We start from the raw sequence: 14,407 nt of genomic DNA on the forward strand, positions 1-14,407 counted from the left end.
AAAGTTTTAATGCGGGCGTGGTGGAATTGGTAGACACGCTAGACTTAGGATCTAGTGCCGCGAGGTGTGAGAGTTCGAGTCTCTCCGCCCGCACAGCAAAGGAAAAGCCGAATCATCTGATTCGGCTTTTTTATTTAGGGTCATACATAGGTCATACTTTTTTATTTATCTCTTAAACACATACCTTATTAATTAAGAGAATTACGGAAATCTTCAATAGCTGAAAACTCTTTTTTAATACATTTGAAAGTAACCATTCTAATAATGCAGCTAATGAGAAAAAAAATACTCTTTATTATTATTCTTTTTGTACAGAATATTGTGTTTTGCCAGAATAATACAATCAAATTAGTATCATGGAATATTAGAGATTTCGGACAAACGAAAAACATTGATGAGTTAAGACAAATAGCTAATCTACTAAAAGGTGCAGATATTATAGCTATTCAGGAAGTAGTTGCCGGATACGGAGGTGCTCAAGCTGTTGCAAAATTAAACGATATACTTAATAGAAAAGGCGGAAAATGGGATTATGTGATTAGTGACCCTACTCATAGTCCTGCATATATGACAGAACGTTATGCCTACATCTGGAAAACAAAAAACATTAAAATTAAAAATAGAGGAAGGTTATTAAAAGAACTAAATACTGAAATTGACCGAGAACCATTATTGATTGATTTCTATAGTAACGATAATAAATTTACAATTATCAACTTTCATTCTCGTCCATATGGTAAAGATCCTAAACCGGAAATTAAAGCATTGACAAAATTTGTTGCAGATTCTTTACAAACTCCTTTACTTTTGGTAGGAGACTTTAATACTAATGAGAATGATAAAGTATTTTCACCTATTAAGAAAAAAGGATTTACTTCTACGATTGTGAATCAAAAAACAACCTTAAAAAGATCTTGTCAAAGTGGCTCCTATCTGAATTATGTTATAGATAATATTTTTTATTCTAAAAATGTTTCTAAAATCGATGGAGGAGTCATTGATTTTGTCAAATTTTGTGATAATCTAGAGAAGGCACGAAAACTTTCTGATCATCTACCTGTTTATTTAGAGTTTAAAATTAGTCATTAGGTTTAGACCAACTATAGGGCTATTAGAAAGTAATAGGTTTAAAAACTTCGACAAACTCATGCTGAATATTGGGGTTTTGACTTCATTTATAATGCTTCCTAAATCCACCGTAATTAGTCTTTATATCTCCTCGATTTAAGATAAAGGTAGGCTGATCTAAAAACCCTTATCCTAACCTTCTCCAAGAGGAAGAAGGAGCTTATGCTCATTGTACAACACTAGGTATTAATGAATTTTAAACCGAACCAACCGTTAAGCTAAATAAATAAGGCGAAAACTATCATCAACCTTCATATAATTATCAGGAGATAAGATGGATTGGTTTTGCTCATCAATAAGACCAAGAAATGTCTCGTTTCTTTCTATAAAGAATAGTTTTAGTTTCTTAACGATAATTTGATTTCCAAGATTTAAGTCGTTAAGACGAATACTTTTAATACGCTCTTTTTTATTGCCAAATAATTCATAAAACAAATTAGAAATATTAGGATTACCAATACAAGCTGTAATGATCTTAGCATCTATTAATTCTTTATACAAAATTTCGTCACCTTCAATTTTATCTTTTATAATTTCTGCATTAACTCGATCATTAATTTCAGCAATTGTATGAACATGTGGAGCCTCTTTTTCTATATTAAATATAGTCATTACAGTCCTTAGATCTACATCTCTTATAGTATCATGTACTTTAGATTCTGCAAAGACAATTGCAAACTTGGCGTTTTTTATCTTAATAAGAGCTAAGGTTTTGTAATCTGTAAAATCTGCATTTACATAAATTAAACCTGATATATCTTTTATGGGCCTAGTACTTACCAGCACTATTTTATTATAATTTTTTTTGTCCTTTAGAAGATCCTCAATGACATTTTGGGATGATTTGGTATATCCACAAATTACAATATGATTTTTGATCTTTAGACTTGTGATTTTTCCTGTAGTTATTGCATCCATAAGTTGATTTATTTTATTTAGAATAATTGAAACGAAAAAACCGAAAATAGCCATATTAAGTATCAATAGAAGTCCAGAGAATATTCTTCCAATCCATGTATTTGGGGTATCATCAACAAATTCTATTGTTTTTAAAGTATACCAAAGAGAATCTTTAAAGGAAGAAAATTCTGTACCAGCAATTTTATTTTCAACAACATAGAATACGAAACTTATTGATATAATAAGGATAAGAGTAATACTGAAGAAAACATAAAATATTCTATTTTCTTCTCGCATTCCTTGCAGTATAATATTCAACTTATCAAAATCTCTAAAGATTTTAAAAACACGAATCAATCTGAATAATCGAAGAAGTTTAAAGAACCTTAATACTCGAAATACTCTGAAAAAACTTAGAAAAGGGATAATTGCCAAAAAATCAAGCAGAGATGAAGGTCTAACCATCCATTTTAATTTATTATGAATAGCGCAAGCGATATTTTTATTTTTTATATCTCTTCTAAAATCAGAAGAAATATAAAAGCGAGCCAAATATTCTATAATAAAGAAGACTGCAATACTTATGTCTACAAGAGCTAAGTTAGTCGGTAATGCTTCATACTCATTTTGAAGAAAAGTCAAAATAATTGATAGTATAATAACTATTCCCAGGAATATTTCAAATAAATATTTTCTAGGGTTTTCATCATCAACCAACCAATATTTTAATATTTTTTTCATTTTTGCATGAAATTTTATCTAATCTTAAACGGTAAGAAAAGCTTTAATTTAAAAACCAAAAAAACCTTTCTTTTCTTTATTACTTTCTTGATGTTCTTTTAGTTTTTGTATAAACATGTTATCCAATCCTTCAATAGTATTGTTTATACCTAAAAGATTAGCTTTTAACTCCTGTTCTATAGCATGAACTTTATCTGTTAAAAGCCGTATTTGATTATCATGTAATATCGTTTTTAGCTTAGCATTTGTTTCATCAGTAAGCGTATGGATCGTATTTTTACTAACCTCTAAAGATTCTGAAATTGTTTTTTCTCCTTTAACGGAGAGTTGTTTTATTTTGGCGTCCATATTATTTTCTATAATCATAAGGGTATCCTCCATTTCATTTTGGATACTTTTAAGACTTTTTTCATATCCTGATATCAACAATTTTATTTTACTGTAGACTTTTTCTAATTCATTATGGCTATCTACTAATACAGGTTTTAGTTCTTTATTTTTGACAATGTTTTCTTCAGTTCTTTGCAATAAATTTCCTAATAAATTACTATTTCCTTCTACAAGTGCAATCATAGATTTATAATCGGATTTAATAAAACTAGTAAGCTCGTTAAAATTCTTACTATAGTTTCTGGTAAAAATCGAAGTAGTCTTCTTTAGGCTTTCAAAAGTTTGATCTGTATTTTGCGAAAAGGTATTCACCTGTAGATTTATTCCATTAATACCCTGGTTGAAAGATTGGTTTATCTTTTTTAGTTCGCTCGTTATATAATTGTAATTATTTTCTTTGTAAGCTTTTAGATATTTTTTTAACTGATAGAGCACTACAATGTGAGTAATGATTAGTATAATGATTAGATATATCATAAGGTTTTAAATTATTTTGATCATTATTTTTTTTACAACTTCCCATTGATTTGCTACTAATTGCATCTGTCCGTCTTCTCCTATTTGCTTAATTTCCGAACCAGTTCTATTAAAATTTTCACTAGTTAGGTTACAAATAGGTAAAAGAAAAATATCATAACTCTGTATGCCCGCTTGCATCATGTCTGAATAGTCATATAACAATCGAAAAGTAGCTTTAGAAGAATCATTAGGATCCATTATTAATTGTAAAGCGCTATCCCGTTTCTTAATTTTTGACTTTTTATCATCAGATAGTTGTCCTTTATCATCAGTAAAAGGAAAGTATAGAATTAAATTCTCTCGAATAGTTTTATTAATACTATTTAGAATGTGTTTTTTGACATCTTCTATCTTGTTAGATAGATCATGATTCGTAATTGTATCTGGTAATTCTTGTATTAAATTCCTTACAGAGTGATCTACTATGTTTGATATCTTTTCTGGTGAAACGGCATTATAAGATACATATTCTAAGATAAAATTTTGAGCTACTATCTCTTGTTTAATTTTTCTTTCGGCATTATCTTTATCATTGCAGGTTCTCAATTTTTCTTCAAGGTTTATTACTCGATTTTCTAACTCGTGATCAAGGAATTTTTGAAGTTTATCTGTATCTGAAAATTGATTCGACCTGATTTCTTGAAGTAATTCTTTTTTTAGAAATTTCCATGTATTGGACAAACTGGATACGCAATCCTTATTGTATTGGTGGTTCAATCTCGAAATGTAATTCTGACACCTTCTGTTAATAATAGTTTCAATCTTCTGTATATCTATCAGTTTCTGATTCATTTCTGATGTATTAGGAGCATCATCGATATGAGCTAAATCCTTATTCTTATTTGATTTTCTTTTAACTCTAAAAAACAGAAACGCTAAGAGCCCGTTAAGGACAAGACTAATAATCAAAATGATAAGTAACATCCAATTATATTTCTTTATAACAGATTCAAAATTAGAGGTGGATTTTTCTCTGTTTTCTTCTTCTAAAACAGTATCAAGTAAATTTGCTGACTTGTTATTTTTGTTTTGTAACTGCTCACTTCTATTTTCTATTATTTTGAAGCTATCTTTAGTAAACTCAATATATCTCTGGATTTTATTGATAAGCTCTATATAAGGAACTTCATTTCCTTTATGTTTAATAACACTCTTACTGATTAAATTGGTTTTTAGAATTGTGTTCAAAGAATCACCAAACTGCTCATTTGAGTAAAAAACAGAAACACTATATTGATTTCTTAATTTAATAAATCTCTTAGTGTAGTTCTGCAAGGAATCGATGTTTTTATCAGATTGATCAAATGAATTAAACTGTAAATGAATACTATCTAATGTAACATCTCTTAAATCCGGAATCGCTTCTGAATTGTTTTTAAATGCTCTATCCCTCATAATCAAATCCAAACTTTTATAAGAAATACTATCAAACAATGTATAAATCAATTGTTTATTTTCCTTCAATACTTGACTTTTTTCTTTTTCAGAGAGATGTACATCTTGAACTGTGGTAAAACTGTACCCTAATATCATCAATCCTACCAATGCGATTACTTTAAACATTTTTGTGTTTTTCATCATTACACACCTTTAAATTGATTCAGTTTTTCTGATATAATGATCTTAGAAAATGCGTACAAGTATGATTTTATAGCCTCAAAAAACAATGAATCACTTAGCATAGATTCTTTTTCTACATCTATTTTATAATTGATAACTTCTCGGATAGTATTACTAATTTTTGAAGGATCAGAAAAGAATATTTTTAGTTTTTCTGGATTATAAGACTTTTCTAGACCAAAGTTTTTGATCAAATCTGCTTCGAACCATAATTCATCAAAAAAATAATCAAAATAATCAATAACGTTTTGGGTTATTTCCGATATTGTAGGATCAGACTCCTTTACAAAATTTGCATACTGCAGCGTTTTCTTTTGAGCTGTATCTGCATCATGGATTAAATCTTTTTTGTTTCCTAAAGAGAGATAAAAATTATCAATATCTGCAGTTGGATTCGCTTTTATTTGTTCTAATCCTTTGATCCCACCAATTGCAGTGGATTCTTTTGGATTATTTAATATTTGAAGCTCTATCACCTGGATTTCATCTTGTTGGACTACTTTCTTTATAATTAAGTTTACAAGGTTTCCAATACCTTTGGGACGATTTAGATCATTGGATCCATTACTAATTGCTAATAGTTTTGCTCCATTTCCGCTGACTCCAATGTAAGAAGGAAGTTTTTTAACACTACTCATTTTCAGAATCTGAAAAGAATGGTAAAATATAGCACTATTGTGAATCAGGAATAGTAGCTTAAATTCGCTATCTAACATCAATTTTTTAGCAAAGCTGCTATAACTGAAGAAGTAACTAATCAAATCTGTAGATAGTAATCCTTTAGAGTTTTTTACATAATCAATAATATCTGTTTTAGAAAAATCTTCTCCAAAGCTCTTTCTCATTATAGATTCATATCGAGAGACAAAGCCATTATCAAAAGGATCATTTCCGCTATGAGATTCAAAAAGACTATTTCCTGCAAACCTAAAAGAGGTTGTTAATGCAGGTTTATTGTTTTCAAATACAATCAAATCGGTTGTCCCTCCACCAATATCAAGGTTCATATAGATTTCACCAGCTCCAAAGGTTCTGTCATAACTATAATAAGGTGCCCATGATTCTGTGATACTGGTTAGTTTTTCGGTATTAGAGGACTTGCTGTAATAACAAGAATATAGTTCGTTCCAGATATCAGTAAAGACAGTCATCTGGTTACTTCCCATACTTAAAGGTTTAAACCATAATAAATTTGCAGCTCCGGGATTAACCCCTTCACTCAATAATTTATTTCTCCCCATCCAAATCAACTGTTCCATAAATGCTTTCAGTTTATTTTGAGCAGCGATATTAGTCCCATCTGTAACTCCCCATTTGATATTAGAATGTACAAAATCATAATCTCTACGTAATACCCGTTGCCCAAAGCCAAAAGGGATATTGGTACTGGATAATACATTTATAGTATTGGTTTGCTCGGGATTTGTATCGTTATCAATATTAATAATAGAGCGAATCGGAAACTTAAAAACTGAATCGTGGCCCACAAGGGCAGGCAAAAACTCTGCAATCTGTGCAGCACCATAGATTGGATTTATAGAATCCAGATCATATTTTTTGAATACTTCGGTTTCTTTATTTGGTAGATGTAACATCACCATATCTGGATTAGCAGTATTGTCTTTTCCTTTGTATGAGGATAGGTTTTCTATGGTGTTTGAGGTCTTAACAGCGACAAAACTATTACTCGTTCCTATATCAAAGGCGATAGAAGCATCTTTATTTGCTAGCGAAATTACTTCTCCCATAAGGGGAATTAAAATACCTTCTAAAATTACATTCTTATCAGTATTATGAATGCGTACATGTACAGTATCAAAAGTTATATCTTTTGTTTTAGTATTCAGTTCGGTTTCTCCCTGTTCATTCCTATGTATTGTTGTTACATCCAAATAATTAGTTATACAAGGATATTTTTCATTGTTTCTGGTTCTGGAATGTGCCTTGGTAGGAATTCGTATGACTTCAGGTTTAGTTAATTCTTCTTTTATGAAATTATATGATATTTCTTCTCCTTTTAGATGATAGGATAATACTTTGTATTTATCATTATATTTTGTGTCTGAGACTTTAAAAAACGGATAGATTCCAAATGCCATATATGTTTTTATAAGAGCACCATACTCATCATTGTCGATAGTCTCGGGCTGCACTTTGTCATATGTTCTTTCAAAACTGATGGTTCCTTTCCCATTGTTTGCCTTTACCGGAATTTCCAGAGTAACAACAATAGCCCCTAGCTTTAGTTTTTCTATGGAAATCTGCTTTTTAAGATCTTCCAGAGTAAAATAGTTAAAGTAGGTTTCTGTAACGGGTAAAATAATATTCTTAACTTCTCCCGAAGGAAGCCAGAATTTAGCAGTATTTACTGGATAATCTAGTTGTATAAGATGTTTAGAAAGTAAATCATTACGAGTAATCCAAGGATATTCTATAACAGATTGCGGTAGTTTTCTTTTCTGGATAGGTGTTTTTGTAGATAGTTTTGCTTTTTCAGGGAATTCGCCATTAAGATAGTTCCATCGTTTTCTACTTAAACCTTCTAATAAAGCTAAGGGAGGTTTTTCTAATAATTTTCTTGTTTGGATTATAAAATCGCTTTGTCTGGCTATATTTTCTTCTTCTACAAGGTCAAATTTTTCGCAAAGAAAAGGTACAGTCCCGCCTAGAAAACTTACTTCTTGATTACTAATTTCCAGAATTTCATAATTATTAGTATACTCTTCTCCTTGATTTCTATTAAGACTGCTAATCATATTTTTCATGGCCGGATCCGCAATATGATTTCTGTTGTTTTCTATATAACTATAAACCTCTTTAAAAGATTGAGTGATACTGGGGTGGGTCATAAAGAAAATATTCATGAATTTTTGAAAATCTCTACTACGTTTATAAAGCGGCTCATTCCCTGTAAAAAAATAGCGATTATTATAATTACTTTTCAGTATTTCCGGGAGCTTATCACCTATCGTAAAGAAACCTGTGTAAGGAGAAGTCCCGGCTATAATATGATGGTCCAAAAAAATCAAAGTGAATTCATCAAAAACATTAGTAATCCCTCGATTAGTGAATCTAGAATCTTTATTATAATTATCAATGAATATCCTAAGTGTTTCTGCAAAAGTTCTTATCCCAGGGTTGTGGTCTTGTTTTAAGCGTTGTAATTCTTCTTTTTTCCATACTTCTATTTCAATCCTTCCTTTCAGCTTTAAGGTTTCATAACAAAATAAGATTTCGAATATATCCAAACAGTGTGAAATATATTTGTGATATGTAGTTTTGCCTAATAAGGCTGAAACACTCTTACCAGCACTCATGTAGGACTTATTAATAAAAGAGAATGAGGTTTCGAACAAGTGCATCTGCGCAAAAGGTGATGGAATAGATGTAACCGGGACTTCTGATGTACCCATATTATCTGTGATATCTCCTATTTTCCCCTCATCATACGGGTTATTCGCAAATTGATTCCAACCTATAGATGGAATCACCTGTTCTTTTATTAAACTTAATTTATGTGGCATGATCTTGTCGTTATTTGGTGATAATTTTACTTTGGATATTTATAGTGAAAATCGATTATCAATAATGTTAGATATTCCCTGATTAAGTAAAGTACTCAGAGTTCGTTCTCTATTACCTAATGGTTGGGCAGCAATACTTTTTGCGATTTTTGAAAATTCTTCATCATACTTGATCTTATCCTTTTTAAAAAAACTACTGTTGTTATTAGCATGAATTCCTGTTACAAGTGTGAATAGTTTTTTCTCGTCCAATGTAACTTCAGCTGGTAATGTTCCTGAGACATCTTTTATCAAACTCCCTTTATTACTTATAATCGAAAGATCAAAGGGTAAAAACTTACGGTCATGTTTTTCTAAAGCAAGTTCTAATAACCATCGATAATAGTAATGATTGGTAAAAGATTCTAGGTTTTTAAAAAAGGGTTGCTTCTCATAGTTATTAGAAAGTTTCAATTCATTTTTCCAGGCAAGTTTATCATTAGTCAATGCGTCTTTCATATAATTAGATACGTAGATGTTGTAGTAGTGAAAGTGTATAAATTGTTTGATATACTCGTCTCCTTTAAGCTGTTTAAGATGTAACATTCCAGAATCTTGATTCACACCATACTCAAAAAAACGAGAAGTTTGTGACAGGTCCTCCTTTGTTCCGGCATTAGGTTCGTATTCTAGAAATTCCAGAACAGAAGAAGCTGCCGTTAATTCAATAAAGTTGGCAGGATTTTTTTGTTCAATACCGCCATCAAAGTTTTCATAATTACTCTGTCGAGTGTCTCCTACATAAAACATGGTATTTACGAGTTGTTTTAAATTTCTATTGTAATACGATAAAGCGGCTTTGGTTTTAGTAATAAATGTACTAGAGTTAATAGCACTATCACCACTGTTGAATTTCTCTACGTCAACTTGAAAATAAGGAAGTACAGATACTCCACCAATAATAGCATTATTGATATAGGTTTTGTTATTCATCCCACTATTTTCATCACGAAATACATTCATAAGTAACGGAAATCCTGCTGCTCCGGTTCCTCCAAAAATCGAACTGATAATAAAGATGCGGTCATTTTGTTTAAAATCTTGGGTGAATTCTTTAAACTCAGAGGATTCAACCACATTTTTTAGCACTACACTACCCACATTCGGGTTGCCTAGAAATCCTTTTTCCAAAGGCATATCTTTATTAGCATTGCTGTACAAGAGATCAAATAACGCTTTCGTTTTTTCCATCTTTTTTGAAGACAACGAATTATAATCAACCATGTCTTTTAATGTGCCGTAATCTGTTCCACTAATATTCATCTCTTTAGGAGGCATGATTTTAGTTCTAAAGAAATGACCTTGATCTTCTTCTTCTGGAACTCCTGTATAAATAGTAGTATGGATTTTATTATAGTTTTGAATTAGCTTTCTACATTTTTCTACATCTCCATTATTAATGTCAGTATCGATAATCATCGGAATGATTTTTTCTGTATTTGTTTTGATACCAGAAGCAAGCAACATAGTTAATGACTTTAATACCCTAGAACCGGTACCGCCAATGGCAAATAGATATAATTTTGGTTTAGACATAAGATTAAAATTTTACAGGAATATATTTAGAATAAATAGAGAATCGCTTAAGCCCTATTGATAGAAAGAAATAGCCTATAAAGGAATATAGAGCATTGATCATAGCGAATAACCATATTTCATAATAAAAATCACCTAAAGTTGCTAGTTCGAATACAGAGAAACCCTCTAAAGCGATGGATGTAATAAAAACAGTAAATACATTAAATAGTCCAAATAAAAACCAGCTTCCCATCGTAGAAAAGCGCATTCCTCTTCTTCCTAGCATTAGGTAAAATATTGACCCATATAGTAATGAAGAGAATAGTAGTATCATAAACCCTACTGTATATCCTCTTTCATCCCATACCGACCAATTATTTAGATCTTCGAATAAAAAATAAAAATTTTCCATAATATTTATTGGCGTTTTTTAGTAAGTGTAAAATGTGCTAAAGTGTCATTTTGGCTTTTAAATGCTCTATCAAAAGCCTTGGTAATGGTATTAAAAGCAAAGGTTTTGTAGGTTAACGAATCCGCAACTATTCCAAGATCATCATCAAGACTAGTTTGTTTGATCCATAACGGATTCTTATTAAAAAGTGTGATCTTGATCTTCTCTGTATTAGGATTTAAATCATGAAAAATTGGTTGTAAGAAGTGAGATAGTTTTTCATGTTCAATAGTTGGTTTGTCCACATTCTTTTCTGAAAGAATACTTCTGTTCTTGGTTTTCAATACAATAGTTTCCTTGAGAAATCCAGGCTCGACCGTATAATTATTTGAGTCCATAAATTGTTTATGAAAACCTCGAAGCTGCTTATGTAAATTGATCCCCATGGTAAATTGTACAGGTCGGTTTTGACTGATTTCTTTAATTCGTAACAAATTATTTTCTATATTGATTGCTATTTTTCCCTCTCTGGGATTTTTAAGAAGATGGAATGCAGCATTGTTCATTGGAATATTATAAGAATGAGATTGTGCATACTTCCCGAATATATCCCTACTTACTAGCTCTTTAACAATATGTTTATTTCCAAAAACCCAGATATAAAAAGGACGGTTCTGTAATACGATATTGTAATAAGGTCTTTCTCGTGGATTCCCACTTCCTGTATTTAAGCGATCATAATAATAAGTTCCGTTAAAATCACTGAGGTATTGAAAAACTACAACTCCCAAATCTTCTTTTTGGATCAGATGATGATATATTTTTGTAGTTATTTTAGAGCTATGTACTCTTGTATTACTCTTACCTAGATCAGGAATACAATCTGAGACCAATATGCTTACTGAATTCTCTTTTACCGCATCAATCACATGACCGAATACATTTTGAAGTTTTGATGATCTTCCCTCTAAAATTGTTCCTTTATTCAGTTGATCTTCGAACCTCTGCCTGTCTTGCCTGTATTTTCTTGGACTGTTAGTAATCGTATAAATTTGTATGATATCATTATACATTTTATCTAAATCTGTAATTAGAAATGGAATTACTTCTTTAAGCGGATAGTGACCTACAATATCAGAATTAACATAGCCTTTCATACTTACTGAAGTTTCTAAAAAGAAATTAATTCTTTCTAAGGCTGGAGTTTCCTGAATTGTTTGATGATAGGGTACAAACTCATATTCAAGCTGTTCTGTACAGCTTATCATTAGCATAGCTAAAGCAAACAATAGTATTAATTTTGAAAACATATAATTTTTAATTTTGTTATTCATCAGTATCTAATTTTGTTAGAATTCTGTTATGGATTTCTTCTTGTAAGAACATTTCATTATTAGCAGAAATCAACAATTTTGTGTTGTCAATATCTAGAATATAGTAACCAGTCCTACAGTTTCTATATCTAAATTTCAATGCGCTAATTCCTTTATTAAACCCTTGCTTTTTAGTGATCTCAAAAACATGATTAGAGCAGCTTTTTTTAAAAATGCACCTTCTCCGGTTTGATTTTGGGATGAAAGTCCAATACAATCGAATGATGAGTAATAAGAAAAATTTCATCCTTTTGTTTTAGAAAAAACAACCATTTGTCGAGAAGTAGTATATCCGGGCTTCCCTCCGAATCCAAAACAACCACTTTCAGGTTGCACAAATGTGGTTACACTTTCTAACCGCACATATTTCCATCCAGAATTTGAATGGTATTTTATGATTTCTTCTAATTGCTCAGCTACTTGTTTTGAAGCATCTTTATTTTGAGTTACTGATGCTACAAATGGGATTACTTTATATTCCATAGTTGTTTTTTGTTATACTCAAAACTAAGGAGGTCATCAATCAATCCCTTACGTAAATTCGTAATCATAAAAAAAAGCGATATAAAAACTGCTCTTTTCTTAACTAACTGGAGGTATTAGTCTTCCCAACCACAAAGAGTTCTACCTATCTCCTTTGCTTTTGACAAAGTAACTTCGTATATCTTGGTAGAACATCGAGATAATCCTCTACAATGTTTTGTATAGTGATATCGCTTGCTGTTTTTCCCCATACAGATGTATACTTTAGGATCGTTTTGATAGCTGACTAAAACAAATGCAAGTAGTGTTAGTGTAAACTTTATATTGTCTTTTATGAAGTTGATTTTATTCAATTGGGTAACCTTATAATCTAAAAAGAGCATGTGATTTGGTAATTCTACCACCTCGATTTCTTTAAAATGTTTACTTTTTATCATCGTAAAATCAAAAATGATTTCATCCCCTTGAACAAAACTATAATAGACTTCTTCGGTTTGATCAAAAGAAGGTTTCGTAGTGGATTTGGCTAAATTAATTAATGGTTCTTATGCCAAAATTGAAATGACTTTAAATAAAATAAATAATAATAATATAATTTTTTTCAGTTACGAGTTTTTAATTAGAAAGGTTCTAGAGTTTTTAAAAAGGTTAAGCTTGTTGAGGTTTTTAAGTGACTAAGTAAAACAACAACAAGCTAACCCAATAACAAGCCTTAGAAAATTACTTGGATTATTTTATGCCTAAGCATATGCAATTAACTTCCAGGTGGTGTCTTCATCATTATAAGGAGGAAAAGTTTCTCCCTCAGATAAAGGAATTGTAGTTGAAGGAGTTCCCTGAGATTCCCATACTCCTGATTCTGGGCATTTTTCTCCTGTTTTTCTAGTTGTTCCTAGTGGTACTCTTGCCATAATTTTAAGTTTTAAATTATTATACTTCAAACCTAAAACCATTGTAAAACAATTCCTTACGAATATTCGTAAGGAAGCAATATTTTATAAGAATTATATGTAATTAAAATAATAACACCTCACATTTTACTATATGAGGTGTTATTCGGTTTTTAAAAAATTTGGTTTACTATAGCTATTTCAGTTTCTCATTATAAAAATCCAAGATCCTTGACCATTGCAATCAAATGAGTTGTATTTTTTGCTTTAAAATAATCAAATAGCTTACCTACCCTTTTATCTATAGTACTTTCACTACTAGGAGTCTTTTTTTGCCTTTTTAGTTTCTCTGAAATTTCTTTTTTGGTAAGCCCATTAGCCAATTCTTTAAGAATTAAAATATCAAAATCATCAAGATTAATCGTGTTGTCCTTATACAATTTACCTTCTAATTCCTGTGGGATATAAGTGTTTCCTAAATACACCTGCTCAAGGGCAGAAGTTAATTGTTTTATAGCATTCTGACCTTTGCATACATATCCATTTATATGTTGTTTGTCAAATATCATACTAACTTTGTCAGGCTTATCTTCTTGAGAATAAACGATAGTTTTTATATCTGGCTGTATTTTTTTGATCTCTTCAATAAGCTCAATACCTGAAGTTGGATTTCTTTCCCTATGATCTTTCTTAAAAGAAAGATCAGTGATTAGTAATTCAAAAGGTTGATTATCCTGATGTGCTTTCCTAAATTTAAGATATGCATCATAACAATATTGGGTATTATATATATCAGCAATACCCATCTTTTCTTTTAATAGATTAACTATTCCTTGATTGGCAAACTCATAATCTTCGGCAATTAATATCTTTTTGAACATATGATATTCA

At 30.6% G+C, this 14,407-nt stretch carries 13 protein-coding genes and 1 tRNA gene; 2 read left to right on the forward strand and 12 right to left on the reverse strand.

What is annotated here, in order from left to right; genetic code table 11:
• Positions 1 to 11: 11 nt before the first annotated feature.
• Both NNL09_RS04850 and NNL09_RS04855 read left to right on the forward strand, forming a co-directional pair.
• Positions 12 to 93 (forward strand) — tRNA-Leu (locus tag NNL09_RS04850).
• A gap of 180 nt (positions 94 to 273) precedes the next feature.
• Positions 274 to 1,089 (forward strand): endonuclease/exonuclease/phosphatase family protein, encoded by an 816-nt coding sequence (locus NNL09_RS04855; RefSeq protein WP_196909293.1) that lies wholly within the window; start codon positions 274 to 276, stop codon positions 1,087 to 1,089.
• 252 nt (positions 1,090 to 1,341) lie between these two features.
• Here the strand turns inward: NNL09_RS04855 and NNL09_RS04860 are convergent, their stop codons facing one another.
• The 12 genes from NNL09_RS04860 to NNL09_RS04915 form a co-directional block, all read right to left on the reverse strand.
• Complete coding sequence (locus tag NNL09_RS04860; protein ID WP_196909294.1) at positions 1,342 to 2,769, reverse strand: ion transporter; 1,428 nt, start codon at positions 2,767 to 2,769, stop codon at positions 1,342 to 1,344.
• A 48-nt stretch (positions 2,770 to 2,817) separates the two neighbouring features.
• A complete protein-coding gene (locus tag NNL09_RS04865) occupies positions 2,818 to 3,636 on the reverse strand; it encodes a hypothetical protein (RefSeq protein WP_196909295.1) in 819 nt (272 codons plus the stop codon).
• Positions 3,637 to 3,642: 6 nt separating this feature from the next.
• On the reverse strand, positions 3,643 to 5,256 hold the full coding sequence (locus NNL09_RS04870) for a hypothetical protein (protein ID WP_254514208.1): 1,614 nt from the start codon (positions 5,254 to 5,256) through the stop codon (positions 3,643 to 3,645).
• A gap of 2 nt (positions 5,257 to 5,258) precedes the next feature.
• The gene (locus NNL09_RS04875) at positions 5,259 to 8,822 is read right to left on the reverse strand and encodes a cell division protein FtsA (protein ID WP_196909297.1); all 3,564 of its coding nucleotides are present in this window, start codon (positions 8,820 to 8,822) and stop codon (positions 5,259 to 5,261) included.
• Between the two features lie 39 nt (positions 8,823 to 8,861).
• Positions 8,862 to 10,397 carry a hypothetical protein gene (locus tag NNL09_RS04880; RefSeq protein WP_196909298.1) on the reverse strand — a complete coding sequence of 512 codons (1,536 nt, stop codon included), beginning with the start codon at positions 10,395 to 10,397 and terminating at the stop codon, positions 8,862 to 8,864.
• Positions 10,398 to 10,401: 4 nt separating this feature from the next.
• A complete protein-coding gene (locus tag NNL09_RS04885; protein WP_196909299.1) occupies positions 10,402 to 10,791 on the reverse strand; it encodes a hypothetical protein in 390 nt (129 codons plus the stop codon).
• Between the two features lie 5 nt (positions 10,792 to 10,796).
• Complete coding sequence (locus NNL09_RS04890) at positions 10,797 to 12,104, reverse strand: hypothetical protein (RefSeq protein ID WP_196909300.1); 1,308 nt, start codon at positions 12,102 to 12,104, stop codon at positions 10,797 to 10,799.
• On the reverse strand, positions 12,097 to 12,390 hold the full coding sequence (yidD, locus tag NNL09_RS04895; protein ID WP_196909301.1) for a membrane protein insertion efficiency factor YidD: 294 nt from the start codon (positions 12,388 to 12,390) through the stop codon (positions 12,097 to 12,099). Before yidD ends, NNL09_RS04890 begins: the two co-directional genes overlap by 8 nt.
• On the reverse strand, positions 12,387 to 12,626 hold the full coding sequence (locus NNL09_RS04900; RefSeq protein ID WP_196909302.1) for a hypothetical protein: 240 nt from the start codon (positions 12,624 to 12,626) through the stop codon (positions 12,387 to 12,389). The genes yidD and NNL09_RS04900 overlap by 4 nt, the downstream gene beginning before the upstream one ends.
• Positions 12,627 to 12,742: 116 nt before the next feature.
• Positions 12,743 to 13,063: a hypothetical protein gene (locus tag NNL09_RS04905; protein WP_231389216.1), complete on the reverse strand. Its 321-nt coding sequence runs from the start codon at positions 13,061 to 13,063 to the stop codon at positions 12,743 to 12,745.
• A gap of 303 nt (positions 13,064 to 13,366) precedes the next feature.
• Complete coding sequence (locus NNL09_RS04910) at positions 13,367 to 13,537, reverse strand: YjzC family protein (RefSeq protein ID WP_196909303.1); 171 nt, start codon at positions 13,535 to 13,537, stop codon at positions 13,367 to 13,369.
• Between the two features lie 191 nt (positions 13,538 to 13,728).
• A complete protein-coding gene (locus NNL09_RS04915) occupies positions 13,729 to 14,397 on the reverse strand; it encodes a response regulator (protein ID WP_196909304.1) in 669 nt (222 codons plus the stop codon).
• Between the last annotated feature and the right edge of the window lie 10 nt (positions 14,398 to 14,407).

The sequence above is a fragment of the Aquimarina sp. EL_43 genome (genome assembly GCF_943422735.1).
Taxonomy (GTDB): Bacteria; Bacteroidota; Bacteroidia; order Flavobacteriales; family Flavobacteriaceae; genus Aquimarina; species Aquimarina megaterium.